Source organism: Mycobacterium barrassiae (assembly GCF_025822765.1).
In the GTDB taxonomy this organism is placed as follows: domain Bacteria; phylum Actinomycetota; class Actinomycetes; order Mycobacteriales; family Mycobacteriaceae; genus Mycobacterium; species Mycobacterium barrassiae.
In genome coordinates this window covers 32,401-56,628 of sequence record NZ_JACKUK010000042.1, presented here as the reverse complement: position 1 = coordinate 56,628, position 24,228 = coordinate 32,401, and the positions used below count along the sequence as shown (strand labels likewise).

Genomic DNA, 24,228 nt, shown 5'->3' with positions numbered 1-24,228 from the left:
AAGTGGTTGCCGTGACGGGACAACCCCCGGCGCTGCCGTTGTGGTGAATCGACAAAGGGGCTGTTCAGGCGCTTTCGGTGGCGGCGAGTTCGATCATCATTGCCAGCCGTTTGCTGGCGTCGCTCAGCTGTAGATCGGTGATCTCACCCATCTTGCGCAGTCGATACCTCACGGTGTTCTCGTGCACCCCAAGACGGTTGCCCGCACCGGCCGGATCTCCCAGCGCCTCCAGCCACGCCCGCAATGTCGCCACGTACTCCGTGCCGTGTTCGGCGTCGTGGCGTCGCAGCTCTGCTACCGGCCCCCGATCTGGAGTCCGGCCCGAGCCGGCCGCGGTCCGAAGGCGTTGCAACAGAATCTCGTCCCATGACTCGTCGTACGCCGGTGGAAGAGCATCGGATGGCTTGGCCTCGTGTAACGCGAGACACTCGTCGGCTTCTTGGCGCGCTGCGGGCAGATCGGTTGCCGTAGCCGCCTTGCTGATGCCGGCCAATACGGTTAACCGATCGGGCAGGGACGCCTGCAAGGCCGCGACCCAGCTCCGCGCCGCGGCCGCCTCCTCGCCGGGCAACAGCGTGTAAACCGTGTTGCCGGAGAGCGCACTTCGGCCGGGGCGCGACCACCCGAATCCGGTGGTTGCCCGCTCGAACGCGAGTAGCAGACCCGCGTCGCGATCGGCGTCGATGAATGCCTGCACCGCGATGACTCGCATCAAATCCTGGGGCAGGCCGAGCCTACTGGCGGACGCCGCCGCATCAGGGCTTCCGTTCAACAGCCGGAGCACCAAGTCGGACTCGACCTGACGCTCCAAATCTGCACTGGCACGGGACCGCAACAGATGCAGGGCGACTGTGCGCGCACCGTCTGCCAACCTGGTCCGTTCCGGTTCCTTCAGTGGCTTCTCGCACGCAACCCACACCGACCCCATGAGTTCTCGCCCCGACCGCACCGCGACAACCATGCGGCCCGACATTCCGTGTTCGGCGTCCGGATCGACGAAGAGGGGTTCGTCAGAAGTCGCGAGGTGCGCGAAAACCCCTCGGTTCTCGAAGAATTCGCGCAGGCTTTCCGGTGATTGCCTGTCCATGATGGTTGCGACTCGCGCCGGGTCGGCGTTCTGCTGCATGCTGGAATACGCAAGGACCCGTGACAACGGGTCCTCGATGGTCACCGCGCCTCTTGTCACCTCGGCCAGGCTGTCGGCGAGTGCGAACAGATCGGTTGGGCCGCGGCCGGATTCGGTTTCACGACCTTCCAGCACCAATCCATAGACGACAGCGCTGAGCTCACTCCAGGACACCGCGTCATCGACGACCATCACCGCAATACCCTCGGCCATCCCGGCGAAGGTGGTGTCGTCGTCGGGGTTCCTCAGGAGTACGACGACCGCGTGTGCCGATGTCGCCCACTGCAGGGCTTCGTCCACGGAACGCGCGCCGACGGCCAGGAGTACGTCACCGATCACCGTGCGACCCCCAGCAACCTCGTGCATCACGACACTGCCGAGTTCTCTGGAGCGCGGTATCGGGCAGAAGCGCAGCTGGACGCCATAACCCCCGAGCACGTTCACCAATCGGTCTAACGTGACCACACGCGTCTCCTCCCACGCCGAGTCTATTGTCTGTAACTCGGTGCCCAGGCGAATCGTGGTGCCGTCGGCGGTGTACAGAAGTTCAGATTGAGTAAATCTACTCGGCCTTGACAAGGCTCCTTTTGGATTACGCTTCGCTAGGTCTTTTGGACGTCCCGACGACAGGAGTTGACTGATGAGGCGCACTGCGATCACCGGGGTGGCCAGCCTGGCCGCCGCACTGGCGCTCGTGTTGTCGGGCTGCGGCTCGGATACCAAAACCGAACCGAGCACGTCCGAATCGGAGACGACGACCACCACCACGACGACGAGCGCGAAGGCCGCGCCAAAGACGACGGCCAAGGTGGCGCCGCGCGAGGAGGATGCCGAAGGCCCGAACCCGACGATCGCCAGCTACATCGTCGAGAACAAAATCCAGGAGACTCAGGTCAAGCAGGGCGATGCCGGCGCACCCACGATCGACTTGCCGATCCCCGAAGGCTGGGAGCCGGCCGGTGAGAACACCCCGGACTGGGCCTACGGCGCGATCATCTACACCGGGCCCGAAGCCGCCGAGTACTCGCCGAGCATCGTCGCGTTGCTTTCGAAGCTGACCGGCAATGTCGATCCCCAGGCAATCATCGACCTGGCGCCCGGCGAACTGCAGAACCTGCCGGGTTGGGTCGCGTCGAACGAGGGCGAGGCGAGCACCCTGGGCGACTATCCCGCCTACCAGCTCGGTGGCACCTGGAAGTCAGAGGGCCTGACCAAGATCGTCGCCCAGAAGACCGTTGTGATCCCCGGCCCGGACGGCCTTTACGTGCTGCAGCTCAACGCCGACGGTCTGGAGGACCAGGGCGAGATCGTGGGCGCGGCGACCAACGTCATCGACGAACAGACCAAGATCGGTTTCTGACAGCGGCGGGTCAGGAGTCTCGGATACCGTCGAGCCGTTTCGTGGCCTCTTCGAATCCGGCGACGAGTTCGGCGATGATGTCTGCGACGGGCCGGATCTCGTTCATCCGGCCGACGATCTGACCTACCGGCATCGCGACGGTGTCGGGATTGTCCGACTCGTTCATCCGCTGATGGGCCTCGCTGACGAGGATGTTCTGCAGCGGCATCGGCAGCGGCTCAGGCGCGTCCGGCTCGTCCCATGCATCGGTCCACCGCGACTTCAGCAGCCGTGCAGGTTTACCCGTGTAGATGCGGCGGCGCACCGTATCGCTGGAGTTGGCCCGCAGCAGCGCCTCCTGGATCGTCGAGACACCGGACGGCTTGCGGTGGCCGAGATCGTATTCGGCCGATGTCAGGAACGCCGAACCCATCCACACGCCCTGTGCGCCGAGCGCGAGAGCGGCGGCCACCTGTCGTCCGGTCCCGATACCGCCGGCGGCCAGTACCGGCGCCTTACCATCAAGTGCGTCAACGATTTCCGGCCAGAGCACCATGGAGCCGATCTCGCCGGTGTGCCCACCCGCCTCGTGGCCCTGCGCCACGACGATGTCCACGCCGTTGTCGACGTGGCGTTGCGCATGCTTGGCGCTGCCCGCCAGGGCGGCCACCGGTACACCCGCCGCGTGCACCTGGTCGATGACGTCCTTCGGCGGTGAGCCGAGCGCGTTGGCGATCAACTTGATCGGATGCTTCAGCGCCACCTCGACGTGCGAGCGGGCCACCGAGTGCAGCCAGCCGAGCACGCCGGAGTTGCGCTCCTCGTCCTCTGGCAGCGGCGGAACACCCAGATCGGCAAGGGTTTTGGCGACGAAGTCGCGGTGACTCTGCGGGATCAGCTTGTCGATGTCGCTGACGGTGCCCTCCTGCGGCACCTTGGCGGGCATCACGACGTCGACGCCGTACGGTTTGCCGTCGGTGTTCTCGTCCATCCAGCACAGGACGCGCTCGAGATCATCGGCGTCGTTGAACCGCACGCAGCCGAGCACACCGAGCCCGCCGGCCTTGCTGACCGCAGCGGCGACCTTCTCCGATGGCGTGAAGACGAATATCGGATAGTCGATGCCGAAGCGGTCACACAGATCCGTACGCATCAGCTGGACGACCCCACATGGTTGGCGTGCACTGCGTCGGCGGCCCGCTCCTCGGTGATGTCCTTTGCCCACCGGTAGTCGGGCTTGCCCGCCGGAGTCCGGTGAATCTCGTCGACCCACCAGATCTTGCGCGGCACTTTGTATCCCGCGATCTCCTGGCGCACGAACGTGTCGAGTTCGGCGAACGTCGGATTCGTACCCGGCCTGCGGTGCACGACGGCGGCGACGCAGTTGCCGAAACGCTCGTCGGGAACGCCGACAACCAACGCGTCGAACACGTCCGGATGGCCCTTGAGTGCAGCCTCCACCTCTTCGGGGTAGATCTTCTCGCCGCCGCTGTTGATCGACTGCGAACCGCGGCCGAGCATCGTCACGCTGCCGTCGGCCTCGACCTCCGCGTAGTCACCGGGAATCGCGTAGCGGATGCCGTTGTAAATTCGGAAGGTCTGCCGGGTTTTTTCTTCGTCCTTGTAGTAGCCGATCGGGATGTTGCCCTTCTTGGCGATCATCCCGCGCACACCGGAGCCCGGCTTCACCTCGTTGCCATCCTCGTCGAGCACGACCGTGCGGTGGTCGATGGACACCCGCGGGCCGCCCGTGTGCGACTGCCCCTTCGCCACGATGCTGGTGCCGCCGAAGCCCGTCTCCGACGAGCCGATCGAGTCGGTGATCACCCGGTTGGGCAGCAGTTCGAGGAACTTCTCCTTGATGCTCGTCGAGAACAGTGCGGCGGTGCTGGCCAACAGGAACAGGCTGGAGAGATCGGGCTCCTTGCCGGCGTCGTGCAACTTGGTCAGCGCATCGAGAAGCGGCCGGGCCATCGCGTCGCCGGTGAAGAACAGCAGGTTCACCTTGTGCTTCTCGATCGTCTGCCACACCTCGTCGGCGTCGAATTCCGGTGCCAGAACTGTGGTTTGGCCCGAGAAGATCGACATCCAGGTCGCTGACTGGGTGGCGCCGTGGATCATCGGCGGGATCGGGTAACGGACCATCGGCGGATTCTCCGCGGCGGCCTTGGCCAGGTCGTACTCGTCCTTGACGAATTCGCCCGTCGCAAAGTCGGTGCCGCCGAACAACACCCGGTAGATGTCCTCGTGACGCCACATCACGCCCTTGGGGAACCCGGTGGTGCCGCCGGTGTACAGCAGGTAGATGTCGTCGGCGCTGCGCTCGCCGAAATCGCGCTCGGGCGAACCCTGTTCGAGCGCGGCGTAGAACTCGACACCCCCGTAGCGCTCGTAGTCCCCATCTTCTGGGTCGCTACCGTCCTCCACCGACAGGATGGTCTTCACGTTGGGCGTCTCGGGCAGCACGTTGGCCACCCGGTCGGCGTAACGGCGCTCGTGCACCAGGGCGACCATGTCGGAGTTGTCGAACAGGTACTTGAGCTCACCCTCGACGTAGCGGAAGTTGACGTTGACCAGGATGGCGCCCGCCTTCACGATGCCCAGCATCGCGATCACGATCTCGATGCGGTTCCGGCAGTACAACCCGACCTTGTCGTCCTTCTTGACGCCCTGGTCGAGCAGATAGTGCGCCAGGCGGTTCGCCTTGTCCTCGAGTTGTGCGTAGGTGAGCTGTTCGTCCTCGCAGATGAGGGCGACACGGTCTGGCACGGCGTCGATGGCGTGCTCGGCGAGATCAGCGATGTTCAGGGCCACGAGACCTAAACTAGAACGTGTTACATTTCGAGACAAGTCTGTGGCATCGACGCTGGAAGGCGGACTAGTTCGTGAGCGACGAAGAAAAACCGGCAAAAGGGCCCGACGCCCTCATTGAGCAGCGCGGACACACCCTGATCCTGACGCTGAACCGGCCGGAAGCGCGCAATGCGTTGTCCACCGAAATGCTCTCGATCATGGTCGAGGCGTGGGACCGCGTCGACAACGATCCCGAAATCCGCTCCTGCATCCTGACGGGCGCGGGCGGCTACTTCTGTGCCGGCATGGACCTCAAGGCCGCGACGGCCAAGCCGCCGGGCGACTCCTTCAAGGACGGCAGCTACGACCCGTCGCGCATCGACGCGCTACTCAAGGGCCGCAGGCTCACCAAGCCGTTGATCGCCGCCGTCGAGGGCCCGGCCATCGCCGGTGGCACCGAGATCCTGCAGGGCACCGACATCCGCATCGCGGGCGAAAGCGCCAAATTCGGGGTGTCGGAGGCCAAGTGGAGCCTGTACCCGATGGGCGGCTCGGCGGTGCGACTGGTCCGCCAGATCCCCTACACGCTCGCGTGCGACATCCTGCTGACCGGACGTCACCTCACCGCCGCCGAGGCCAAGGAGATGGGACTCATCGGCTATGTCGTGCCGGACGGCACCGCGCTGGAGAAGGCGTTGGAGATCGCCGAGGTGATCAACAACAACGGGCCACTTGCCGTTCAGGCCATCTTGAAGACGATCCGCGAGACCGAGGGCATGCACGAGAACGAAGCCTTCAAGATCGACACGAAGATCGGCATCGAGGTGTTCCTGTCCGACGACGCCAAGGAGGGCCCGCTGGCGTTCAAGGAGAAGCGCGCGCCGAACTTCAAAATGAAGTAACCGCGGCTCCCGCGAGCAGACGCGAAACCCCCCAATTTGGACTGATTTTGGGGGGTTTTGCGTCTGCTCGCGTTACCGCAGGACGGGTTTGGTGGGCGTGAACTTCACCGGCATCTTCTCGAGGCCGCTGACGAAGTTGGCCGGCCGGAGCGGAAGCTCCTCGTCGGAGGCCAGCCGCAGATCCGGCAGCCGCTGCAGCAGCTTCGTCTGCATGATCGAAAGCTCGAGGCGGGCGAGCTGGTTGCCCAGGCAGAAGTGGGTGCCGAAGCCGAACGCGAGGTGGTTGTTCGGATGGCGGTCGATGTTGAACTCTTCGGGGTTCTCGAACACCTTCTCGTCGAAGTTGGCCGACTCGAAGAGCAGGATCATCTTCTCGCCCTCTTTGAGGGAGGCGCCGTGAAACTCGGTGTCGCGGGTGATGGTTCGCGCCATGTTCTTCACCGGCGCCGTCCACCGCAGCATCTCTTCGATCGCATTAGGCAGCAGGTCGAGATCGTTGATCAGCCGCCGGTGCGCCTCCGGGTGGAGTAGCAGCTGACGGGTCCCACCCGACAGCGTGTGACGGGTGGTCTCGTCGCCGCCGATCAGCAGCAGGAGCACCTCGGTGACGATCTGGTGGTCCTCCAGCTTGGACCCCTCGACCTCGGCGTGCACGAGGACGCTGACCAGATCGTCGGTCGGCTCCTTCTTGCGGGCCTCGATCATGCCCATCATGTAATTGCTGTAGGTCGCGAACGCATCCATCGTGACCTGGATGTCCGCTTCGGCCGCGGTGCTGCTCAACGAGCTGACGAGGTCGTCGGACCACTTGAGGAACATCTCGCGCTCTTCCGGACGCACGCCGAGCATGTCGCCGATGACCGCCATCGGCAGCGGAGCTGAGAGGTCCCAGACGAAATCGCATTCGCCGCGTTCGCAGACCGCGTCGATCAGCGTGTCGCACAGGTGCTCGATCGACCCCTCGAGGTCTTTGACCCGCTTACGGGTGAAGCCTGAGTTGACGAGTTTGCGCCGCAACAGATGCTGCGGATCGTCCATCTCGATCATCATCTCGACGCCCGGCTGATCGGGCCGGATACCGCCGGCGTTGGAGAACAACTCCGGCTGGCGCTCGGCCTCGATCACCGCGGCATACGTTGCGGCGGCGGCCAATCCGTTGCGGTCGCGAAAGACGGGTTCGTGCTCGCGCATCCACTTGTAGACCGACCGTGAGTCACCGGCGTAGAAGGCACCGTCGGTCAGATCGACATCCGGCTTCGTCGATGTTGGTGCTGCCATGTCACACCTCCTGCGCGTCTGCGAACGACATCTCCACGTTGCCAGCCGAACTGGAGACCAACGCACGTTTGGGGAAACCCAGCGAGGCGAGTTCTTTCGCGTAGGGATGTTCGCCGAGCCGGACGGTCGCACCACCCGGGCGGTAACGCACATCGGTCATCGCCATCTCGCCGAGGGTCTGACGGCGCACGCCGTCGCGGTACGAGTAGGTGGGGTGCGACTGCGGGCGGGACGTGAACGCCGACGGCACCCGCAGTCCGGGCTTGAAGTCCATGCCGACGGCGAACTGGCCGTCGATGGTGACGTCGAACGAGTAGGAGTTGCCATCGCGAATCGTGAAATCCGCCATCACCTTCGGGTAGCCCCAGATCGTGCACCCCGCCTCGAGAGTGAACGGCTGATCGACGGGCAGGTGATGGACGAACGCTCCGGCCGACTGCAGGGCGCGGAGACCCTTGGCGTCCGATCCCGGCGGGTTGACCATCACGTTGGTCCCGTACTCGTAGTATTCGCCGAGATCGGTGTCGATGTAACGCATCAGCATCAGAACGACGATCGCGCGGTTCTGCCGGTACCGGCAGACCGTCAGTCCGCTGTAGTCGATCATCGCCTGCGCCGCGTCGGCGTCGACGGAGAACATCGCCATGTGCTGGGTCGCTTTGCGAACCCGTACCGGCATGGTGAGCACCGTGCCGGCGATCGTGTACTGCGAAGCAGTCATCGGGTCAATCTAGAACGCGGACTAGACAAGTAGCAAGGAAGTGTCTACCCGAGTTTCACACCAGCGCAGCGAGATCCCGGATCTGCTCGACGGACCGGGCACCGACGACCATCATGGTGACGCCCGAGGCCTCCCACGCCTTGATCTGTTCCTGCACGTAGCCGAGGTCGCCAACGATCGCGGAGTCGTCGACCAGCTCGTCGGGGATGATCTTGGCAGCCTCGTCCTTGCGGTCACTGCGGAACAGCTTGGTGACGTCGTCCACCACCTCGGCGTAGCCCATCCGGCGGTAGACGTCGGCGTGGAAGTTGGTGTCCTCGGCGCCCATTCCGCCCATGTAGAGCGCCAGGTGCGGCTTCATCAGCTCCATCACCGCCGGACGGTCGTCGGTGACGACGACCTGAGCCGTCGCGCAGATCTCGAAGGTCTCCCGGGTGTGCCGGGCCCCCGGCCGCGCAAAGCCCTCGTCCAGCCACTCGTTGTACATGCCCGCGATCCGCGGCGAGTAGAAGATGGGCAGCCAGCCGTCGCAGATCTCGGCGGCCAGTGCGACGTTCTTCGGCCCTTCGGCGCCCAGCATCACCGGGATGTCCGCCCGCAACGGGTGGGTGATCGGCTTGAGGTTCTTGCCCAGCCCCGTGGTGCCCTCACCGGTCAACGGCAACGGGTAGTGCGGGCCGTCGCTGCGCACCGGGGCCTCGCGGGCCCACACCTGGCGCAGGATGTCGATGTACTCACGGGTGCGGGCCAGTGGCTTCGGGAACTTCTGGCCGTACCAACCCTCGACCACCTGCGGTCCGGACACTCCCAGCCCGAGGATGTGCCTGCCGCCGGAGAGGTGGTCGAGCGTCAGCGCCGCCATCGCGCATGCCGTCGGCGTCCTGGCCGACAGCTGGACGACCGACGTGCCCAGCCGCATCCTCGTCGTTTCCCGGCCCCACCAGGCCAGTGGCGTGAAGGCGTCGGAGCCCCAGGCCTCGGCGGTGAACACGGTGTCGAACCCGGCCTCCTCGGCCGCGGCGACCAATTCCGCGTCGTTGGTGGGCGGCTTGGCGCCCCAATATCCCAGCTGAAGTCCCAGCTTCATTAGATCGCCTTCCGACCCGTGGTTGAAACCATTCTTAGAACCTGTTCTACTCGATGCCGTGACCACCAGCCAAAGCAGCCCGGTGCAGATCGATCAGCATGAGCCGCCACTTTCGGCACCGTTGAGACTTTCATTCGACTACACCCGTTCAGTCGGTCCACTCCTGTCCCAGTTCTTCACTGCGCTGCGCGAGCGACGCATCGTCGGCGTGCGCGGTTCGGACGGTCGGGTGCTGGTGCCCCCTGCCGAGTACGACCCGGTCACCTATGAGGAATTGACCGAGATCGTACCGGTGAGCAGCGTCGGAACGGTGGTGTCTTGGACCTGGCAGCCGGAGCCGCTCGAAGGTCAGCCGCTGGACCGCCCGTTCGCGTGGGCGCTGGTGAAGCTCGACGGCGCCGACACGCCGATGCTCCATGCTGTCGACGCCGGCTCGGCCGATCAGATCAGCACCGGCGCCCGGGTGCATGCGCACTGGGTCGACGAGCCCGTCGGTGCGATCACCGACATCGCCTATTTCGCGCTTGGTGACCAGCCCGAGGATGTTCCCGATGTGGCCGACGACCGGGACCCGGTGACGATGCTCGTCGTTCCCACGTCGATCGAAATCCAGCACAGCGCATCGCTTCCCGAGAGCGCGTTCCTGCGTGCCCTCGAGGAGGGCAAGCTGCTCGGCGCCCGCACCGGCAAGGATGGGAAGGTCTATTTCCCTGCGCGCGAGGCCGATCCGGCGACGGGCAAGCAGCTGGACCAGTTCGTCGAGCTTCCCGACAAGGGCACGGTGACGACGTTCGCGATCATCAACATCCCCTTCGCGGGCCAGCGCATCAAGCCGCCGTACGTCGCCGCATACATATTGCTCGACGGCGCGGACATCCCGTTCCTGCATCTCGTCACCGAAGTGGACGCCGCCGACGTGCGGATGGGCATGCGGGTCGAGGCGGTGTGGAAGCCCCGCGAGGAGTGGGGGCTCGGCATCGACAACATCGACTACTTCCGGCCGACGGGTGAACCCGACGCCGACTACGAAACCTACAAGCACCACCAGTAAGGGCTGCCCACATGACTTCTCGTGACGTTGCCGTCGTCGGCTTCGCGCATGCTCCGCATGTGCGCCGCACCGAAGGCACCACCAATGGCGTCGAGATGTTGATGCCGTGCTTCGCCGAGCTCTACGAGGAGCTGGGCATCAAGCAGACCGACATCGGGTTCTGGTGTTCGGGTTCCTCGGATTACCTTGCCGGACGCGCATTCTCGTTCCTGTCGGCGATCGACTCGATTGGTGCGGTCCCGCCGATCAACGAATCGCACGTGGAGATGGACGCGGCGTGGGCGCTGTACGAGGCCTACATCAAGATCCTGACCGGCTCGGTGGACACCGCACTCGTCTACGGCTTCGGTAAGTCCAGTGCAGGTGTGCTGCGTCGCATCCTGGCGATGCAGACCGACCCGTACACCATGGCGCCGCTGGTCCCCGATTCCGTGTCGACCGCAGGCCTGCAGGCCCGGCTCGGCCTGGACGCGGGTAAGTGGACCGCCGAGCAGATGGCCCAGGTGGCGCTGGACTCCTTCGCCGTCGCGGAGCGCACGGACTCGGAGAAACCTGGGAAGAGCATCGATGAGCTGCTCGCCCGCCCGTATTTCGCGGATCCGTTGCGGCGCCACGACATTGCGCCGATCACCGACGGCGCGTCGGCAATTGTGCTGGCCGCGGGTGACCGCGCGCGCGAGCTGCGGGAGCGTCCCGCGTGGATCACCGGTCTCGAGCATCGCATCGAGACTCCGGTGCTTGGCGCCCGCGACCTGACCACCTCGGCATCCACCGCGGCGTCGGCCAAGGCCGCCACGGGTGGCGACCCCGGGTCGATCGATGTCGCCGAACTCCACGCACCGTTCACCCACCAACATCTGATCCTCACCGAGGCCATCGGTCTTGGTGACTCGACGAAGATCAACCCGTCCGGCGGCGCGCTGGCCGCCAACCCGATGTTCTCGGCGGGCTTGGAGCGCATCGGCTTTGCGGCCCGGCACATCTTCGACGGTTCCGCGCAGCGGGTGCTGGCGCATGCCACCAGTGGTGCTGCGCTGCAACAGAATCTGGTCGCGGTTCTCGATGGGGATCCCAAGAGGAGCGGAAACTGATGGCAGGTCAGAACGCGGCGGTGCTCGGCACCGGGCAGACGAAGTACGTCGCCAAGCGCAAGGACGTCTCGATGAACGGCCTGGTTCGCGAGGCCATCGACAAGGCGCTCGCGGACTCGGGCTCGACGTTCGACGACATCGAGGCCGTGGTGGTCGGCAAGGCGCCTGACTTCTTCGAGGGCGTCATGATGCCCGAACTCTTCATGGCCGATGCCATGGGCGCCACCGACAAGCCGCTGATCCGGGTACACACCGCGGGCTCGGTGGGTGGGTCGACCGCGATCGTGGCGGCCAGCCTCGTCCAGTCCGGCAAGTACAAGCGTGTGCTGACGATGGCCTGGGAAAAGCAGTCCGAGTCGAACGCCATGTGGGCGTTGAGTATCCCGGTACCGTTCACCAAACCGGTCGGTGCCGGCGCCGGCGGGTATTTCGCCCCGCACGTCCGGTCTTACATCCGGCGCTCGGGCGCACCGACGCACATCGGCGCCATGGTCGCGGTCAAGGACCGGCTCAACGGCGCGAAGAACCCGTTGGCCCACCTGCATCAGCCCGACATCACGCTGGAGAAGGTGATGCAGTCGCAGATGCTGTGGGACCCCATTCGTTTCGACGAGACCTGCCCCTCCTCCGACGGTGCCTGCGCCATGGTGATCGGCAACGAAGAGATCGCCGACACCCGCGTGGCCGAGGGGCATCCCGTCGCGTGGATACACGCCACCGCGCTGCGCACCGAACCGCTGGCCTACTCCGGCCGCGATCAGGTGAACCCACAGGCGGGCCGGGACGCCGCGGCGGCACTGTGGCGCGATGCGGGCATCACCTCACCGATCGATGAGATCGACGTCGCTGAGGTCTACGTGCCGTTCTCGTGGTTCGAGCCGATGTGGCTGGAGAATCTTGGCTTCGCCAAGGAGGGCGAGGGCTGGAAGCTCACCGAAGCTGGCGAGACGGCGATTGGCGGGCGTATCCCGTTCAACCCGTCCGGCGGCGTGCTGTCGAGCAATCCCATTGGCGCATCGGGCATGATCCGGTTCGCCGAGTCCGCGATCCAGGTGATGGGTAAGGCGGGTGAGCATCAGGTCGAGGGAGCTCGTAAGGCGCTGGGGCACGCGTACGGCGGTGGCTCGCAGTACTTCTCGATGTGGGTGGTCAGCTCTGAGAAGCCGGCGGCCAAGTCATGACTCGCATGCAGTACACCGTCAGCGTGGCGATGAGCCCGCTCGATCAGCTCATCGAGATCGCGAAGACGGCTGAGGAACTCGGCTTCGACAACATCGCGCTCCCGGACTCGATCTTCTTCATGGAAAAGCAGTCCGCGGATTATCCCTATACCGCCGACGGTTCACGGATGTGGGACGAGAACACTCCGTGGGTCGACCCGCTGATTCTGGCGGGCGCGATGGGCGCGGTGACCTCGAAGCTGCGGTTCTACACCAACGTGATGAAGCTCGGCTCTCGCAACCCTCTGCTACTCGCTCGTCAGGTGGGTTCGGTGGCGAACCTTACCAACAACCGGTTCGGGTTCGGCGTGGGAATCGGCTGGGCACCGGAGGAATTCGAGTGGTGCGGACAGCCGTATGCCAAACGCGGTAAGCGCGTCGACGAGATGATCGAGGTCATCAGACTCGTGCTCGCGGGCGGCATGGTCGAATTCCACGGCGAATTCTACGATTTCGACAGGTTGCAGATGAGCCCGGCGCCGTCGGCGCCGGTGCCCTTCTACGTGGGCGGCCACACAGATGTGGCGTTGAAGCGGGCGGCACGCGTGGGCGACGGCTGGACCAGCGCGATGCTGACATGTGATCAGCTGGCCGAGATCATCGGCAAGCTCAAGAAGCTGCTTGCCGAGAACGGCCGCGCGGACGATCCGTTCGAAAGCCAAGCGGTGTGCATCGACAAGTTCGACGTCGACGGGCACCGTGAACTGGTGGCGGCGGGTGTCACCGACAACATCGTCATCCCATGGGTTCTTGAAGGTCACGGCTTCGACGCGCCGATCGAGGTGAAGAAGGACTCGCTCAAGCGCTATGCCGACACCTTCATCCACTCAGGTTGGCAAGACTGACCATGACCGTCACCGACCCGGAGGCACCGGTTCACCTGGCGGGCAAGCGCTCTCGTGAGGCGGCGATCGCCCACGACAAGGACGCGTGGCTGGCCAACTTCGCCGACGACGCCGTGGTCGAGGACCCGATCGGACCGTCGCATTTCGATCCCGAAGGCAGAGGCCACCGCGGTAAGGAGGCGATCGCCAAGTTCTACGACATGGCGATCGCGCCCAGCGAACTGACTTTCAACTTCGAGAAGACCTATCAGTGTGGCAACGAGGAAGCCAACGTCGGCCACATCGTGATCAGGGCATCCGGTTACGAGGTCAAGGCCGAGGGTGTGTTCACCTATCGCGTGAACGACGAGGGCAAGATCGTTGCGCTGCGGGCATTCTGGGAGCTCGACAAGGCGACTGCGAGCGCGCGCAAGATCTAGCGTCCGAGGCGATCCATCGCGGACGTCGCGAGGCCGAATGCGAATCGCTTGGTGCGCCGGGCCGCATCGGCGAATCCGCGACGTTTGCTCTCCTGCAGCGCCGCCTCATCGCCGATACGCACCGCTCCGTCGGTCTTCACCCAGCAGTAGCTGCCCAGGCAACGGTTGGCCCGGCCGGCGACGGCCTTGGTGATGCGCCGGTCCACGTCGAAGCCGGGCTGAGCGCGACTCGGCACGACGCACCGGATCGTCGGCATCGTGACCTCGAGCACGGCCCCGCCGATCCAGAGCTGCCCGCCGGTCCACTGCGACTCGGGCAGCCCGTCGTTCGGATTATCAAGCGCCAACAGGATATTGGGGCGGAAGCGGCGGACATCGACGTCGTCACCGCCCAGTTCGGCGCCGACGGTGTCCAGGCTGGTCTGGGTCATGACGTGGACGGGGGCCAGGTCGACGAACATCCCCGGCGGCGTCGAGTATCGGGACAGCGTCGCGAGATCGGTGACCCGGAACATCGACATGTCCGGGAACTTCTCGTCGTCGCCGACCCCGAAGTCCTTGCGCAGGGCCGCGGTCGACATGTTCTCGCGCTCGTCGCGGCTCAGCTTGTGCAGGCTGGTGTCGTCGGCGGGCGGCAGCGACGTCAGCCGCATCTCACGGCCCGCGAGCTCGGACAGCTTGGCGTGCACACCGGGGTCGCTGCTGGACAGGACGGTGCCGTCGGGAAAGGTGATCGCGACCTCGGGCGCATTACCCGGCCCCGCATCGGCGGGCACGGGATCGACGTAGCGGGCGGTCGCGCCCAGCAGGCCGGGCACCCGCCGCGCCGTCGCGGTGACGTCGCGCTCCACGTCACGCACGGCCCATAGGCGGTCGCCGCGCACGCCGCGTCGACCGATGTCCGCGACTTCGATACGCTCGCCGCCCAGCGACTTGACCGGATACCGCCACAGTTGCGCGACCTGCCCGATCGTCATGCCGCCACCGTACTCGGCCCAAGTCGGCCCCAGGTGCCGGAGTCGGTACCTTCGATGGTGACCTGAACTCATCCAGCACAGCCACGAAACGAAATCCGATCGCAATGACTGACCATCGCCAACACACACGTTTGAAGTCGATGTCGGCCGCCGCGGTCGCGGCATTGATATGCGTCGCCGTCGCGGGCTGTCAACCGACCGGCAACCAGCCGGCCACGGGCTTCCCGAGCCTGCCTGCGTCGACCACCTCGTCGGCGCAGGCCGCGCCGACCACAAGCCAGGCCGACGACGCCGATGGCAAGGACGTCGACTACAGCCGTCTACTTCTTCAGCCCGGCGACCTCAGCGACACCGAGGACACCTTCGCGGTGCGCTCGACGTCCACCGACCCGGGCGGGTTTCCTGGCGCAAGCGCCCTGTTTGTCAACGAGGAGGACACCCGCGCCATCGCCGACACCGTGGTGATCTATCCCGATGCCGCGACGGCGTCGACCACGCTGCGCGAAGCGTTGCCCGGCATCGACAAGGTGGTTGCCGGTGCGACGCCAAAGCCGGCACCGGTCGGTACCGACGGCACCATGGCCGTCGGCACGTCGGCGGACGGCACCAAGTCCGCGACGCTACTGCTGTTCACGCAGGGCCCCGCCTTGGTGCGCCTGGAGTTCCAGAGCGCCCTCGGGGACGCGACTACGGATGATTTCGTCATCCAGGTCGGCAAGATGCAGCAGATCGCGTTACGGACCGGGCTGCCTCAGCCGCAGTAGCGTCAGCCCTCCTCGACGGGCTGCAGGCCTGCGAGGTAGCGCCGGGCCAGATCCTGATAGGCACCGGGATTGCTGTCCACCCACATCTGAGCACCCGTGCCTGCGACGGGTCCTCGGACCTTCGCGGGGACGCCGGTCACGACGACCTCGTCGGGGATCTTGGTGCCGCCGATGACCAGCGAATGGGCGGCGATGAGGCTGCGCGCTCCGATGACTGCGCCGTCGAGGACGGTGCAGTGGTTGGCCAGCACCGCCTGCGCGCCGATGTGCACACCGTGCACGACGCATCCGTGCGCGACCGTGGCTCCGGGGCCGACGTCGACCGGGATACCGGGCGGGGCGTGCAGGACGCAGCAGTCCTGCACGTTCGCCCCCTCCCGGACCACGATCGGGGCGTAGTCACCTCGCAGCACCGCGTTGAACCAGACCGACGCACCCGCCTCGACGTGCACGTCACCGACCAAGGTCGCGGTCGGAGCGATGAAAGCACTGGGGTCGACGACCGGCGATCGACCCTCGAACGAGTACAGCGGCATCATCTAGATATACCGCAGTTCGTGATGAACCCTGCGCGAAGAGGCAGGTAGATGGGTTTAGATTGCGCCCCGCCCGGGAAAAACTGTAACGTGTTCTAGTTAGAGACACAGAAACGGGAGGCCCACCGTGACTACCGAAACAGCAGGCGTTCGCGAGATCGACACCGGAACACTTCCGGACCGATTCGCGCGCGGCTGGCACTGCCTGGGCCCGGTGAACAACTACCTGGACGGCAAGCCGCACGGCGTGGAGATCTTCGGCACCATGCTGGTGGTCTTCGCCGACTCCAAGGGCGACATCAAGATCCTCGACGGCTATTGCCGTCACATGGGCGGCAACCTGGCGCAGGGCACCATCAAGGGCGACGAGGTCGCCTGCCCGTTCCACGACTGGCGCTGGGGCGGCGACGGCAAGTGCAAGCTGGTGCCCTACGCCAAGCGCACCCCGAGACTCGCCCGCACCAGGGCATGGCACACCGACGTCCGCGGCGGACTGCTTTTCGTCTGGCATGACCATGAGGGCAACCCGCCGCAACCCGAGGTGCGTATCCCCGACATCCCCGAGGCCGCCAGCGACGAGTGGACCGAATGGCGGTGGAACACGATGCTCATCGAGGGCAGCAACTGCCGCGAGATCATCGACAACGTCACCGACATGGCGCACTTCTTCTACATCCATTACGGCCTGCCGACGTACTTCAAGAACGTCTTCGAGGGTCATATCGCCTCGCAGTACCTGCACAACGTCGGACGGCCGGACGTCAGCGATATGGGCACGACCTACGGCGAAGCGCACCTCGACTCCGAGGCGTCCTACTTCGGGCCGTCGTTCATGATCAACTGGCTGCACAACACCTACGCCGGCTACAAGGCCGAGTCGATCCTGATCAACTGCCACTACCCCGTCACGCAGGACTCCTTCGTGCTGCAGTGGGGTGTCATCGTTGAAAAGCCAAAAGGCCTCGACGAGAAGACCACCGATCGGCTTGCCGAGGTGTTCACCGAAGGCGTCAGCAAGGGCTTCCTGCAGGACGTGGAGATCTGGAAGCACAAGACGCGCATCGAGAACCCGCTGTTGGTCGAGGAGGACGGCGCGGTCTACCAAATGCGCCGGTGGTATCAGCAGTTCTACGTCGACGTGGCCGACGTGACGCCGGACATGACCGACCGCTTCGAGATCGAGGTGGACACCACGGCGGCCGTCGAGAAGTGGCACGTCGAGGTGGAGGAGAACCTGAAAGCTCAGGCGGAAGAGAAAGAAAGAGCCGAGCAAGCCAGCTCATGACCCCTCGCAAGGACGCCCCGGACGTCGACCAACTCGCACGGTCGATGCTGCTTCTGCACGGCGTCCATGACGACGACGAGCACGCGGCAGCCGGCCAACCCACCGATGGACCCCGATTGTGGTCCAAGGCACCGACTTTCGGTGATGATCGCGCCAAGGCTATCCAGGAAGCCACCGCGCGCGACCGTGAGCGCTACCTGAGATCGGGCCTGGTGTCCATCGACTGCAGGTTCTGCCACGTCGCGGTCGACGTGAAGAAACTCGGCCCCGCACACACCTCGGTGCAGTGGAACACCGAAGCGACACGGCGGTGCGCCTACTTCGCCGAAATCCGGGAAGCCGGCGGTGATCCCGCGCGAGTGCCGTCGTGCCCGCGGCTCGCGGACAGCATCAAACACGCTGTCGCCGAAGGCTGCCTGGAGGAGATGTCGTCGGCGCCCGCACCAGGCGACGGCTAGCTTTTACACTGGCAGCCATGGTGGCGGCGCGATGGTGTGGGCTCTTGCTCGCTGTCGCCGTGAGCGGCTGCACACAGGTGATCGACAGCACGCAACCGAAACCGCCTCCGGTGGCGCCGATCACCGCGGGTCAGGTTGTTGACCTGCTGAGCCCCAGCGTCGAGAAGTACGACGGCAACCTCTTCACGACCATCACACCCGAGGAGTGCAGCGGCGTCGCCAAGGAAGTGGATCCGCCGTTCATCTTCGATTTCGACCCGGCGGCGACGGACGGCGGGCACTGGATGGTCGACAAGCTCGGCCGTGAGACCTACATCGAGGAGATGGTCGCCGTCTATCGGGCGAACTACGACGCGAAAAACGCACTGTCACAGGCGAAGCAAACACTGCAGTCGTGCCAGGATACGCCGTTCGAAGTCACCGACATGAAGGGGCGCACGTATGACTTCGCGTTGCTGCCGCCGGTGCCGTCGAGCTCTCCCAACATCCTGCTGTGGTCCTTCACGGCCAGCGACTGGGCCTGCGACAGCACGTTCGTGGCGGCGCACAACGCGGCGATCGAGATCTCGACATGCGGACCCGTCGGCGGCTACCCGGTGCACATCCTCGCCACCGAAGCGTTGGATCGCATTGAGGCACTGGCCAATACGACCGCCTGATCTGCCGCCGAGCAGACGCAAAGGGGCCCAATCTGACGGCGTGTCGGGGGCTTTTGCGTCTGCTCGGCTCAGCCACCGACCAGCGTGAGGTCGGCCAACGCCCCAATTACAGGCCCTAACAACCGCGTGTATTGACCGGTTGCATGGTTGAAGTCGTGGTAGACGAGGGTGTTGCCCACAATCGCGGGGCATCGTTTGGCGGTACAGAACAGATCGGTGACATCCGCGTAATGTCCGCCGCCCGCTCGAGTGGCGTCAGCTTCAGCCTCAATGCCTTTCCGGTTGACCGCCGCAGACGTTGGCGGCGAGCATGCCGTGGCGTCGGAGAGGTTTACGGATAGACAGTTCGGTACCCACATGCGTGTGTCCGGGATCGGGCCCAGTACAAGCACTTTCGCACCAGTGTCGCGGAACTGCCGCACCGCGTCGGTCAGCTTGTCGGTCCACACCGCGTCGTATGAGTTGTAGGTCGACGTGTGGTCGTAGTTCGCACCATATTGCCGAGATATGGCGAGCACGATCAGTTTCGGGCGCTCTGCCTTCAACCGGTCGACAATATGCTTACGCCATTCTTCGCACTCGGTGTAATCGCGGCGAAGGGTGCCGTTGAAGATGGTCATGTCCAGCATCGGGCAGCCGGCCTTGGCCAGCAATTCCAACCGCCATTTGCGCTGCTCGGCGACTTCCCTGAGCGGTGGCGTCCACATTCCAGCATTGGAGTCACCAACCAGCGCAACAGTTGTCGCCGAGGTAGTGTCGCCCACCACGCATTCAGGGTGGTCGGTTTCGAAGAAGCCGCGTACGCAGCCGTCCAAAGGACCGGGCGCGGTTCTCACTGTTTCCGTTGTGCTGGCGAGTGTCGGCTCCAGGTTCGACGGCACTTCCTTGACGTCGGCGGAAGCCGTGACCGCCGCCTGCACCTGGGCGTATGCGTCTCGCACCGCTGCTTCATACGGCTCTACGTTCGGTCCAGTGGGGGCGGGGCCGCTGGTTACAGTCAGTGTGGGGGCTGGCGGTCCCTTGCCCACAGGCGAGGGCAGCCATACCAGCAGGGCCACGCACACACAGGCTGCCACGGCAGTGAACCCTCCGCCGACGATCAGGCTGCGGGCAGGCGACCGCCGCAAGCGTGGGGCAAATCGGAAGGGGTTCTCGATCAGGCGCAATGTGACCCAGGCTAAACCGCCGGAGACCAACATCAGGACCAGCGCCAGTAAAACTGGACGGCCTAAGAACGGCGGAAAGAACAGCAGTACCAACAACACTGGCCAATGCCAGAGATACCACGAATACGACAGACGACCGCCCGCCCGCATCGGACGCAGTTCGAGAACGCGACCGCACCCACCGGGCGCCGCAACGCATCCAGCGCCGATCACCAGAGCTGTGCCGACCACAGGCAATAGTGCCGCCGTGCCGGGATAGGGTGTCGCCCTGCCCAATTCGAGGAACGCCACGATGATGAGTAGCATCCCTCCCCAACCCAGGATCGTGCTCAATAGCGGCGGGATTTTGCGCCACCAGGCGACGGTCAGAGCCAACAGACCGCCAACGGACAATTCCCAAGCTCGGGTCGGCAGTGAAAAGAACGCCACGGACGGCAATGCCTCAGTGGCCACCAACGAGACCACAAACGATATGGCTGCGATAAGGCCGAGCACCCACAGGTACGGCCGTATCGAGCTCGAGTCGCGAGGCTCGGACCGCCGCCACGCACGACGGATGAACCAGGCGGTCCCGATGATTATCGCGGGCCACAGGAGGTAGAACTGCTCCTCTACACCTAGTGACCAGTAATGCTGGAATGGCGAAGGCGGCGCGTTGGCGCCCAGATAGTCGATGCCTTCAAGCGCAAACCGGTAGTTCCCGACATAGAGCGCACTGGCGACCCCGTCCAGAAGGATGTTCTTGGACTGCAACGGGCCTACCACGAGGATCGCGCCTATCGCGATTATCACGCCCACCGTCGCCGACGCCGGAAGGAGCCGTCGGGCCCTGGCAGCGTAGAACCGGCGTAACCGAATCGTGCCGCTTTCGCTTACCTCACGCCAAAGGAGCCCGGTGATAAGGAAACCCGAGATAACGAAGAAAACGTCCACACCGGCATATCCACCGCCCACACCCGGCACACCGGCGTGAAAAAGGATGACGCCGATGACTGCAACAGCACGCAATCCCTCGATATCCTCGCGAAACCCTTTTCGCGATCCGCCGGTGCCGGCATCGGCAGCGCCGTCCTCACTGGAGGCTTGCGCCGCCGATGGCGTGCGTCGAAAACGAAACCGTTCCCTGACTCGGTTGTTGAGGGTGCCCGACATTTCCGTCAACGGGGACTCACTTCTTCACGACTCGGTGACGTTATTGCGCCCAGGTCGATACGACTGATGACACTGACCCTGTAAGCCGCGATCTGCAACGGGACCAACCTTCGCTGAGGAGGCACATTCGCGAAGTTTCTCATGAGACCGCCATCAAGGTGACCTGAACAAGGCATCCAGATCGCATCTGGCTGGAACTGACGGCGCTGCGAACGGGCTCGTCAATGTAAGGTCAGAGCCCCTTGAAGCGCTCCTTGACCTGTTCGTCGGTCAGGCCGTAATCGGCCAGGGAGTAGGTGTGCTTCGGCGCACGGGGACCCTTCTGGCTCTCGGCGTGGCTCTCCACAATCGCCGCGCGCGCCTCGTCGGTGAACTCGATGCCGAAGTGCTCGTAGATCCCCTGTACCGCAGCGACCGGATCCTTGACGAACTCGAAGTAGTCGACATCGCAGAACTGCGCCTGATCGTGATCGGCCCGAACCGCGTTGAAGCGCCGCAGTCCCCGCGACCACGTTTCCATGGCATCCTCGCCGATCTGCGCACCGACGAACGTCTCCGACCACCCTGCGGTCGTGTGCTGCGCCAACGAGCACATCGAGGCCATGATGGTCTCGGCAGGCCGATGGCACTGCACGATCAGCGCATCGGGATAGATATCCAGCAGCGCATCAAGCGCGAACAGATGGCTCGGATTCTTGAGCACCCAACGCTTCTCAGCGTCATTGAGGCCGATCAGCTGCAGGTTCTTGCGATGCCGCTGGTACGGCTTGATCCAGTCCTGTTTCGCCAGCCACTGTGAGTAGGTCGGCAGATGCGCGAGTGTCTCGTAGGAGACTGAGTGCAGCGACTGCCGCAACAGCTGCCAGCACTCCTCCACCTCGTCGGCGGTCATGTAGTGCAGGCCCGTGTAGTCCGGGTCCTCCGCGTGCGCCTTGGCGAACTGGGCATCCAGCTGAGCGAAAACCGGGTTGTCCGACCATCTCTCGCGCGGTGGGCGCGGTTGCGGAAATTCGGCAAGCCACAGTTCCAGGCCCTGGTGCCGTGGATCGGCGGCCAAAAGCCGGTGAATGACGGTCGTCCCTGTGCGGGGCAGTCCGGTGACGAAGATCGGCCGCTCGATGGCGACGTCGGCGTGTTCGGGGTACTGCTTCCAGGCCGCCTCGGATACCAGCCGCGCCACCAGCGCGTTGCGCACGAAGAACCGGTTCATCTTGCTTCCGAGTTCGGTCAGGTTGGCGTCGCGCCGGAACGACTCCAGCAGCACGCTCAGGGCCTCGCGGTAGTTGTCGTCGTCGACGCCGAAATCGTCGAGTCCGCATGCCTTCGTCGCCGAAGCGTGCAAGTCCTCGACGGTACCCACATCGGTACGCGCGGTCATCAGGCCTTGTACTCCCCGCAGTTGACGTCGAGCGCCTGTCCGGTGATTCCGCTGGACAGGTCGCTGGCCATGAAGAGTATCGCCGAGGCGACCTCATCCTCGGTGGGCAGGCGTTTCAGATCGGATCCTGCGGCGGCGGCGTTGTAGATTTCTTCGACGCTGGTGCCGTACTTGCCGGCCTGGTGCTCGAAGTAGCCCTTCAGGGTTCCGCCCCAGATATAGCCGGGCAGAACGGAGTTCACCCGGATGCCCTGCTCACCCAGTTCGGTGGCGAGCGTCTGCGACATCGCCAAGAGTGCCGACTTGGCCATCTTGTAGGCGCCGTACTTGGCCTGTGAGTGGCGCACCACCATCGAGTTCACGTTGACAACGGAGCCCTTCGATTCCGCCAGTGCAGGCGTGAAACCCTGAATCATCCGCAGCGCGCCGAACACCGTCAGCTCGATGGCATCCCTCATGTGCTCGAACGTGGTGTTGGCGAACGGTTTCATGGACGGCACGCGGAACGCATTGTTGATCAACACGTCGACCCGGCCGTACGCCTCGAGCGTCTGCTCGACGAGATTGGCCACCTGAGCCTCGTCCGTGATGTCGGTGCCTACCGTCACCGCTCGCCTGCCGATGTCGGTGATCTGCTTGGCGACGTCCTCGAGCCGTTCCACGGTGCGGGCGGCCAGCACCAGATCGGCTCCCGCCTCGGCGCATCGTTTGGCGAGCGTGGTTCCCAGCGCCGGACCGACGCCACTGATCACCACTATTTTGTTGTCGAGCACTGCTATCCCACCATCCTGTCGCCGATCTGCTTCTGGCGCAGTGCGATCCGCGCGCGCCAGTCCTCATCCGAGATCTTGTTCGTTTCGTAGAACGGCAGGGCCGCCGCCACCTTGTCGATGTCGACGACCTCGACCGTGGGCCCGTCGGCCTCGGTGAGTTCGCGAGACAACCGCTGCCACCGGAACTGCAGATACCCCTTGCGGTGCCCCAGCGTCTCGACCCAGTTCGTCACCCCGGGGTTCGCGTCCGACACCACGTACCGGATCTTGCCATCCGGATCCGCCTGTGCCTGAGTGCCATTCAGCGATGTCTGATGGTTGATGTAGTCCAGCGAGATGTACCACAGGCTGCCCAGCTGGAAACCGAGGTACGGGGCATCGGGAACGGGAAGCGTGATGATCATCGCCTGATCCGGCGCGAGATCGAAGTGGCCGACCGACGAATACTGCGTCGCCAGACCGCCCGGGGTCAGCCGCGGCGCGACCATCGTATTGACCGGCAGATTGTTGTAGAACCACTGCGGGAACTGCAGCCAGGTCTTGACCCGCTGAACCAGTTGCTTGCCGGCCACCGCGTATCGCTTCTCGATCAGCTCCTTGGTCAGCGGCGGCGGCGCCGTGCCCGCCGTATCGGTTCTCGCGATGCTGATGTAGCCGCGCTGTGCCGACCAGTCGTTGTACACCTCGCGGACCACCAACTGCGACGGGCTGGTCGGCGTGAACCGCCACTCGTACGTACCGTCCTCGGCGATGGTCAGCTCGCGGTCGTCGAACGCGGCCTGGCTGGGGGGGACGTTGTCATCGGTGTACTCCCCGCCCAGCAGCTGGAATGCCAGGTCGGTCGTGGTGCCGCGCTTGCCGGTGACGACGTATTCGTGGCAAGGCTGTACCCGGGTTCCGAAGTACATGGCGTCCGGGTTGTCGAGGCCCATCTTGGTGAACGGCCCCGTTCCCGACTGCATGAACGGATGATCGCGGTCGTAGTCGAACGCCAGGTGAGTGCAGGCGGAGATGCATCCGGCCAGGTACTGCAATCCCTCGAGCAGGTCGGCCTCGGATTCGATGAAGGGCGCAGTGGACACGAGGTGCTCGGCTTCGGCGATCGCGTCGATCAGCGGCTGTGAGTACACACTGCGAAACTAGAACGCGTTCTAGCAAGAGTCAATATATCGACCGCGGCGGTACATATATGGAACGAAGGGTAGGCT

General features: G+C 64.7%; 23 protein-coding genes. 11 read left to right on the top strand and 12 right to left on the bottom strand.

The genetic code is table 11. The features are described from left to right. Window positions 1-64: 64 nt before the first annotated feature. A complete protein-coding gene (locus tag H7J93_RS26510; RefSeq protein ID WP_267309259.1) occupies window positions 65-1,591 on the bottom strand; it encodes a PucR family transcriptional regulator in 1,527 nt (508 codons plus the stop codon). Window positions 1,592-1,766: 175 nt separating this feature from the next. Here H7J93_RS26510 and lpqN point away from each other — a divergent pair, with 175 nt between their 5' ends. Continuing rightward, window positions 1,767-2,486 carry an envelope biogenesis lipoprotein LpqN gene (lpqN, locus tag H7J93_RS26505; protein WP_267309258.1) on the top strand — a complete coding sequence of 240 codons (720 nt, stop codon included), beginning with the start codon at window positions 1,767-1,769 and terminating at the stop codon, window positions 2,484-2,486. Between the two features lie 10 nt (window positions 2,487-2,496). Here lpqN and H7J93_RS26500 read toward each other — a convergent pair whose 3' ends face one another. Together H7J93_RS26500 and H7J93_RS26495 are read right to left on the bottom strand one after the other, a co-directional pair. Further along, window positions 2,497-3,618 (bottom strand): NAD(P)H-dependent flavin oxidoreductase, encoded by a 1,122-nt coding sequence (locus H7J93_RS26500; protein WP_267309257.1) that lies wholly within the window; start codon window positions 3,616-3,618, stop codon window positions 2,497-2,499. Next, window positions 3,618-5,279 (bottom strand): acyl-CoA synthetase, encoded by a 1,662-nt coding sequence (locus H7J93_RS26495; protein WP_267309256.1) that lies wholly within the window; start codon window positions 5,277-5,279, stop codon window positions 3,618-3,620. Before H7J93_RS26495 ends, H7J93_RS26500 begins: the two co-directional genes overlap by 1 nt. Window positions 5,280-5,350: 71 nt before the next feature. Here H7J93_RS26495 and H7J93_RS26490 point away from each other — a divergent pair, with 71 nt between their 5' ends. Then, window positions 5,351-6,160 carry a crotonase/enoyl-CoA hydratase family protein gene (locus H7J93_RS26490; RefSeq protein ID WP_267309255.1) on the top strand — a complete coding sequence of 270 codons (810 nt, stop codon included), beginning with the start codon at window positions 5,351-5,353 and terminating at the stop codon, window positions 6,158-6,160. A gap of 72 nt (window positions 6,161-6,232) precedes the next feature. Here H7J93_RS26490 and H7J93_RS26485 read toward each other — a convergent pair whose 3' ends face one another. Genes H7J93_RS26485 through H7J93_RS26475 form a run of 3 tightly spaced genes read right to left on the bottom strand, consistent with a single transcriptional unit; the run spans window position 6,233 to window position 9,246 of the window. Further along, entirely contained in the window at window positions 6,233-7,438 is a 1,206-nt protein-coding gene (locus H7J93_RS26485) for a cytochrome P450 (RefSeq protein WP_267309254.1), read from the bottom strand. A 1-nt stretch (window position 7,439) separates the two neighbouring features. Further along, window positions 7,440-8,159, bottom strand: coding sequence for an acetoacetate decarboxylase family protein (locus tag H7J93_RS26480; protein ID WP_267309253.1), 720 nt, complete (start codon window positions 8,157-8,159; stop codon window positions 7,440-7,442). 55 nt (window positions 8,160-8,214) lie between these two features. Further along, entirely contained in the window at window positions 8,215-9,246 is a 1,032-nt protein-coding gene (locus tag H7J93_RS26475; protein ID WP_267309252.1) for an LLM class F420-dependent oxidoreductase, read from the bottom strand. Window positions 9,247-9,304: 58 nt separating this feature from the next. Here H7J93_RS26475 and H7J93_RS26470 point away from each other — a divergent pair, with 58 nt between their 5' ends. The 5 genes from H7J93_RS26470 to H7J93_RS26450 are packed head-to-tail and all read left to right on the top strand — an operon-like array spanning window position 9,305 to window position 13,872. Continuing rightward, complete coding sequence (locus tag H7J93_RS26470) at window positions 9,305-10,297, top strand: Zn-ribbon domain-containing OB-fold protein (RefSeq protein WP_267309251.1); 993 nt, start codon at window positions 9,305-9,307, stop codon at window positions 10,295-10,297. Between the two features lie 11 nt (window positions 10,298-10,308). Continuing rightward, the gene (locus H7J93_RS26465) at window positions 10,309-11,388 is read left to right on the top strand and encodes a thiolase family protein (protein WP_267309250.1); all 1,080 of its coding nucleotides are present in this window, start codon (window positions 10,309-10,311) and stop codon (window positions 11,386-11,388) included. Then, window positions 11,388-12,569, top strand: coding sequence for a thiolase family protein (locus H7J93_RS26460; RefSeq protein ID WP_267309249.1), 1,182 nt, complete (start codon window positions 11,388-11,390; stop codon window positions 12,567-12,569). The genes H7J93_RS26465 and H7J93_RS26460 overlap by 1 nt, the downstream gene beginning before the upstream one ends. 5 nt (window positions 12,570-12,574) lie before the next feature. Next, entirely contained in the window at window positions 12,575-13,453 is an 879-nt protein-coding gene (locus H7J93_RS26455; RefSeq protein ID WP_267309377.1) for a TIGR03619 family F420-dependent LLM class oxidoreductase, read from the top strand. A gap of 2 nt (window positions 13,454-13,455) precedes the next feature. After that, window positions 13,456-13,872 carry a nuclear transport factor 2 family protein gene (locus H7J93_RS26450; RefSeq protein WP_267309248.1) on the top strand — a complete coding sequence of 139 codons (417 nt, stop codon included), beginning with the start codon at window positions 13,456-13,458 and terminating at the stop codon, window positions 13,870-13,872. Here H7J93_RS26450 and H7J93_RS26445 read toward each other — a convergent pair. After that, window positions 13,869-14,849, bottom strand: a complete 981-nt coding sequence (locus H7J93_RS26445) for an MOSC domain-containing protein (protein ID WP_267309247.1) — start codon at window positions 14,847-14,849, stop codon at window positions 13,869-13,871. The genes H7J93_RS26450 and H7J93_RS26445 overlap by 4 nt on opposite strands. 104 nt (window positions 14,850-14,953) lie before the next feature. On the opposite strand from H7J93_RS26445, the gene H7J93_RS26440 reads away from it, so the two are divergent. Next, window positions 14,954-15,613, top strand: a complete 660-nt coding sequence (locus H7J93_RS26440) for a hypothetical protein (protein WP_267309246.1) — start codon at window positions 14,954-14,956, stop codon at window positions 15,611-15,613. A 2-nt stretch (window positions 15,614-15,615) separates the two neighbouring features. Here the strand turns inward: H7J93_RS26440 and H7J93_RS26435 are convergent, their stop codons facing one another. Continuing rightward, complete coding sequence (locus H7J93_RS26435; RefSeq protein WP_267309376.1) at window positions 15,616-16,149, bottom strand: gamma carbonic anhydrase family protein; 534 nt, start codon at window positions 16,147-16,149, stop codon at window positions 15,616-15,618. Between the two features lie 127 nt (window positions 16,150-16,276). Between H7J93_RS26435 and H7J93_RS26430 the strand changes: the two genes are divergently transcribed. The 3 genes from H7J93_RS26430 to H7J93_RS26420 are packed head-to-tail and all read left to right on the top strand — an operon-like array spanning window position 16,277 to window position 18,551. Further along, a complete protein-coding gene (locus tag H7J93_RS26430; RefSeq protein WP_267309245.1) occupies window positions 16,277-17,434 on the top strand; it encodes a 3-ketosteroid-9-alpha-monooxygenase, oxygenase component in 1,158 nt (385 codons plus the stop codon). Continuing rightward, entirely contained in the window at window positions 17,431-17,892 is a 462-nt protein-coding gene (locus H7J93_RS26425; protein ID WP_267309244.1) for a hypothetical protein, read from the top strand. Before H7J93_RS26430 ends, H7J93_RS26425 begins: the two co-directional genes overlap by 4 nt. Window positions 17,893-17,909: 17 nt before the next feature. Continuing rightward, window positions 17,910-18,551, top strand: coding sequence for a sensor domain-containing protein (locus H7J93_RS26420; protein WP_267309243.1), 642 nt, complete (start codon window positions 17,910-17,912; stop codon window positions 18,549-18,551). Between the two features lie 68 nt (window positions 18,552-18,619). On the opposite strand, the gene H7J93_RS26415 is transcribed toward H7J93_RS26420, so the two are convergent. From H7J93_RS26415 to H7J93_RS26400, 4 genes are all read right to left on the bottom strand, one after another. Further along, complete coding sequence (locus H7J93_RS26415) at window positions 18,620-20,869, bottom strand: acyltransferase family protein (protein WP_267309375.1); 2,250 nt, start codon at window positions 20,867-20,869, stop codon at window positions 18,620-18,622. A gap of 232 nt (window positions 20,870-21,101) precedes the next feature. Next, entirely contained in the window at window positions 21,102-22,247 is a 1,146-nt protein-coding gene (locus H7J93_RS26410) for a sulfotransferase family protein (protein WP_267309242.1), read from the bottom strand. Then, window positions 22,247-23,026 (bottom strand): SDR family oxidoreductase, encoded by a 780-nt coding sequence (locus H7J93_RS26405; RefSeq protein ID WP_267309374.1) that lies wholly within the window; start codon window positions 23,024-23,026, stop codon window positions 22,247-22,249. Before H7J93_RS26405 ends, H7J93_RS26410 begins: the two co-directional genes overlap by 1 nt. Then, window positions 23,023-24,150 (bottom strand): hypothetical protein, encoded by a 1,128-nt coding sequence (locus H7J93_RS26400; protein ID WP_267309241.1) that lies wholly within the window; start codon window positions 24,148-24,150, stop codon window positions 23,023-23,025. Before H7J93_RS26400 ends, H7J93_RS26405 begins: the two co-directional genes overlap by 4 nt. Window positions 24,151-24,228 lie beyond the last annotated feature (78 nt).

What these genes read in the sequence shown, in the direction of transcription:
- lpqN (WP_267309258.1), top strand. Translation starts at nt 1,767, where the DNA reads ATGAGGCGCACTGCGATCACCGGGGTGGCCAGCCTGGCCGCCGCACTG.
- H7J93_RS26500 (WP_267309257.1), bottom strand. Translation starts at nt 3,618, where the DNA reads ATGCGTACGGATCTGTGTGACCGCTTCGGCATCGACTATCCGATATTC.
- H7J93_RS26485 (WP_267309254.1), bottom strand. Translation starts at nt 7,438, where the DNA reads ATGGCAGCACCAACATCGACGAAGCCGGATGTCGATCTGACCGACGGT.
- H7J93_RS26480 (WP_267309253.1), bottom strand. Translation starts at nt 8,159, where the DNA reads ATGACTGCTTCGCAGTACACGATCGCCGGCACGGTGCTCACCATGCCG.
- H7J93_RS26475 (WP_267309252.1), bottom strand. Translation starts at nt 9,246, where the DNA reads ATGAAGCTGGGACTTCAGCTGGGATATTGGGGCGCCAAGCCGCCCACC.
- H7J93_RS26465 (WP_267309250.1), top strand. Translation starts at nt 10,309, where the DNA reads ATGACTTCTCGTGACGTTGCCGTCGTCGGCTTCGCGCATGCTCCGCAT.
- H7J93_RS26460 (WP_267309249.1), top strand. Translation starts at nt 11,388, where the DNA reads ATGGCAGGTCAGAACGCGGCGGTGCTCGGCACCGGGCAGACGAAGTAC.
- H7J93_RS26455 (WP_267309377.1), top strand. Translation starts at nt 12,575, where the DNA reads ATGCAGTACACCGTCAGCGTGGCGATGAGCCCGCTCGATCAGCTCATC.
- H7J93_RS26450 (WP_267309248.1), top strand. Translation starts at nt 13,456, where the DNA reads ATGACCGTCACCGACCCGGAGGCACCGGTTCACCTGGCGGGCAAGCGC.
- H7J93_RS26445 (WP_267309247.1), bottom strand. Translation starts at nt 14,849, where the DNA reads ATGACGATCGGGCAGGTCGCGCAACTGTGGCGGTATCCGGTCAAGTCG.
- H7J93_RS26440 (WP_267309246.1), top strand. Translation starts at nt 14,954, where the DNA reads ATGACTGACCATCGCCAACACACACGTTTGAAGTCGATGTCGGCCGCC.
- H7J93_RS26435 (WP_267309376.1), bottom strand. Translation starts at nt 16,149, where the DNA reads ATGCCGCTGTACTCGTTCGAGGGTCGATCGCCGGTCGTCGACCCCAGT.
- H7J93_RS26425 (WP_267309244.1), top strand. Translation starts at nt 17,431, where the DNA reads ATGACCCCTCGCAAGGACGCCCCGGACGTCGACCAACTCGCACGGTCG.
- H7J93_RS26420 (WP_267309243.1), top strand. Translation starts at nt 17,910, where the DNA reads ATGGTGGCGGCGCGATGGTGTGGGCTCTTGCTCGCTGTCGCCGTGAGC.
- H7J93_RS26415 (WP_267309375.1), bottom strand. Translation starts at nt 20,869, where the DNA reads ATGTCGGGCACCCTCAACAACCGAGTCAGGGAACGGTTTCGTTTTCGA.
- H7J93_RS26410 (WP_267309242.1), bottom strand. Translation starts at nt 22,247, where the DNA reads ATGACCGCGCGTACCGATGTGGGTACCGTCGAGGACTTGCACGCTTCG.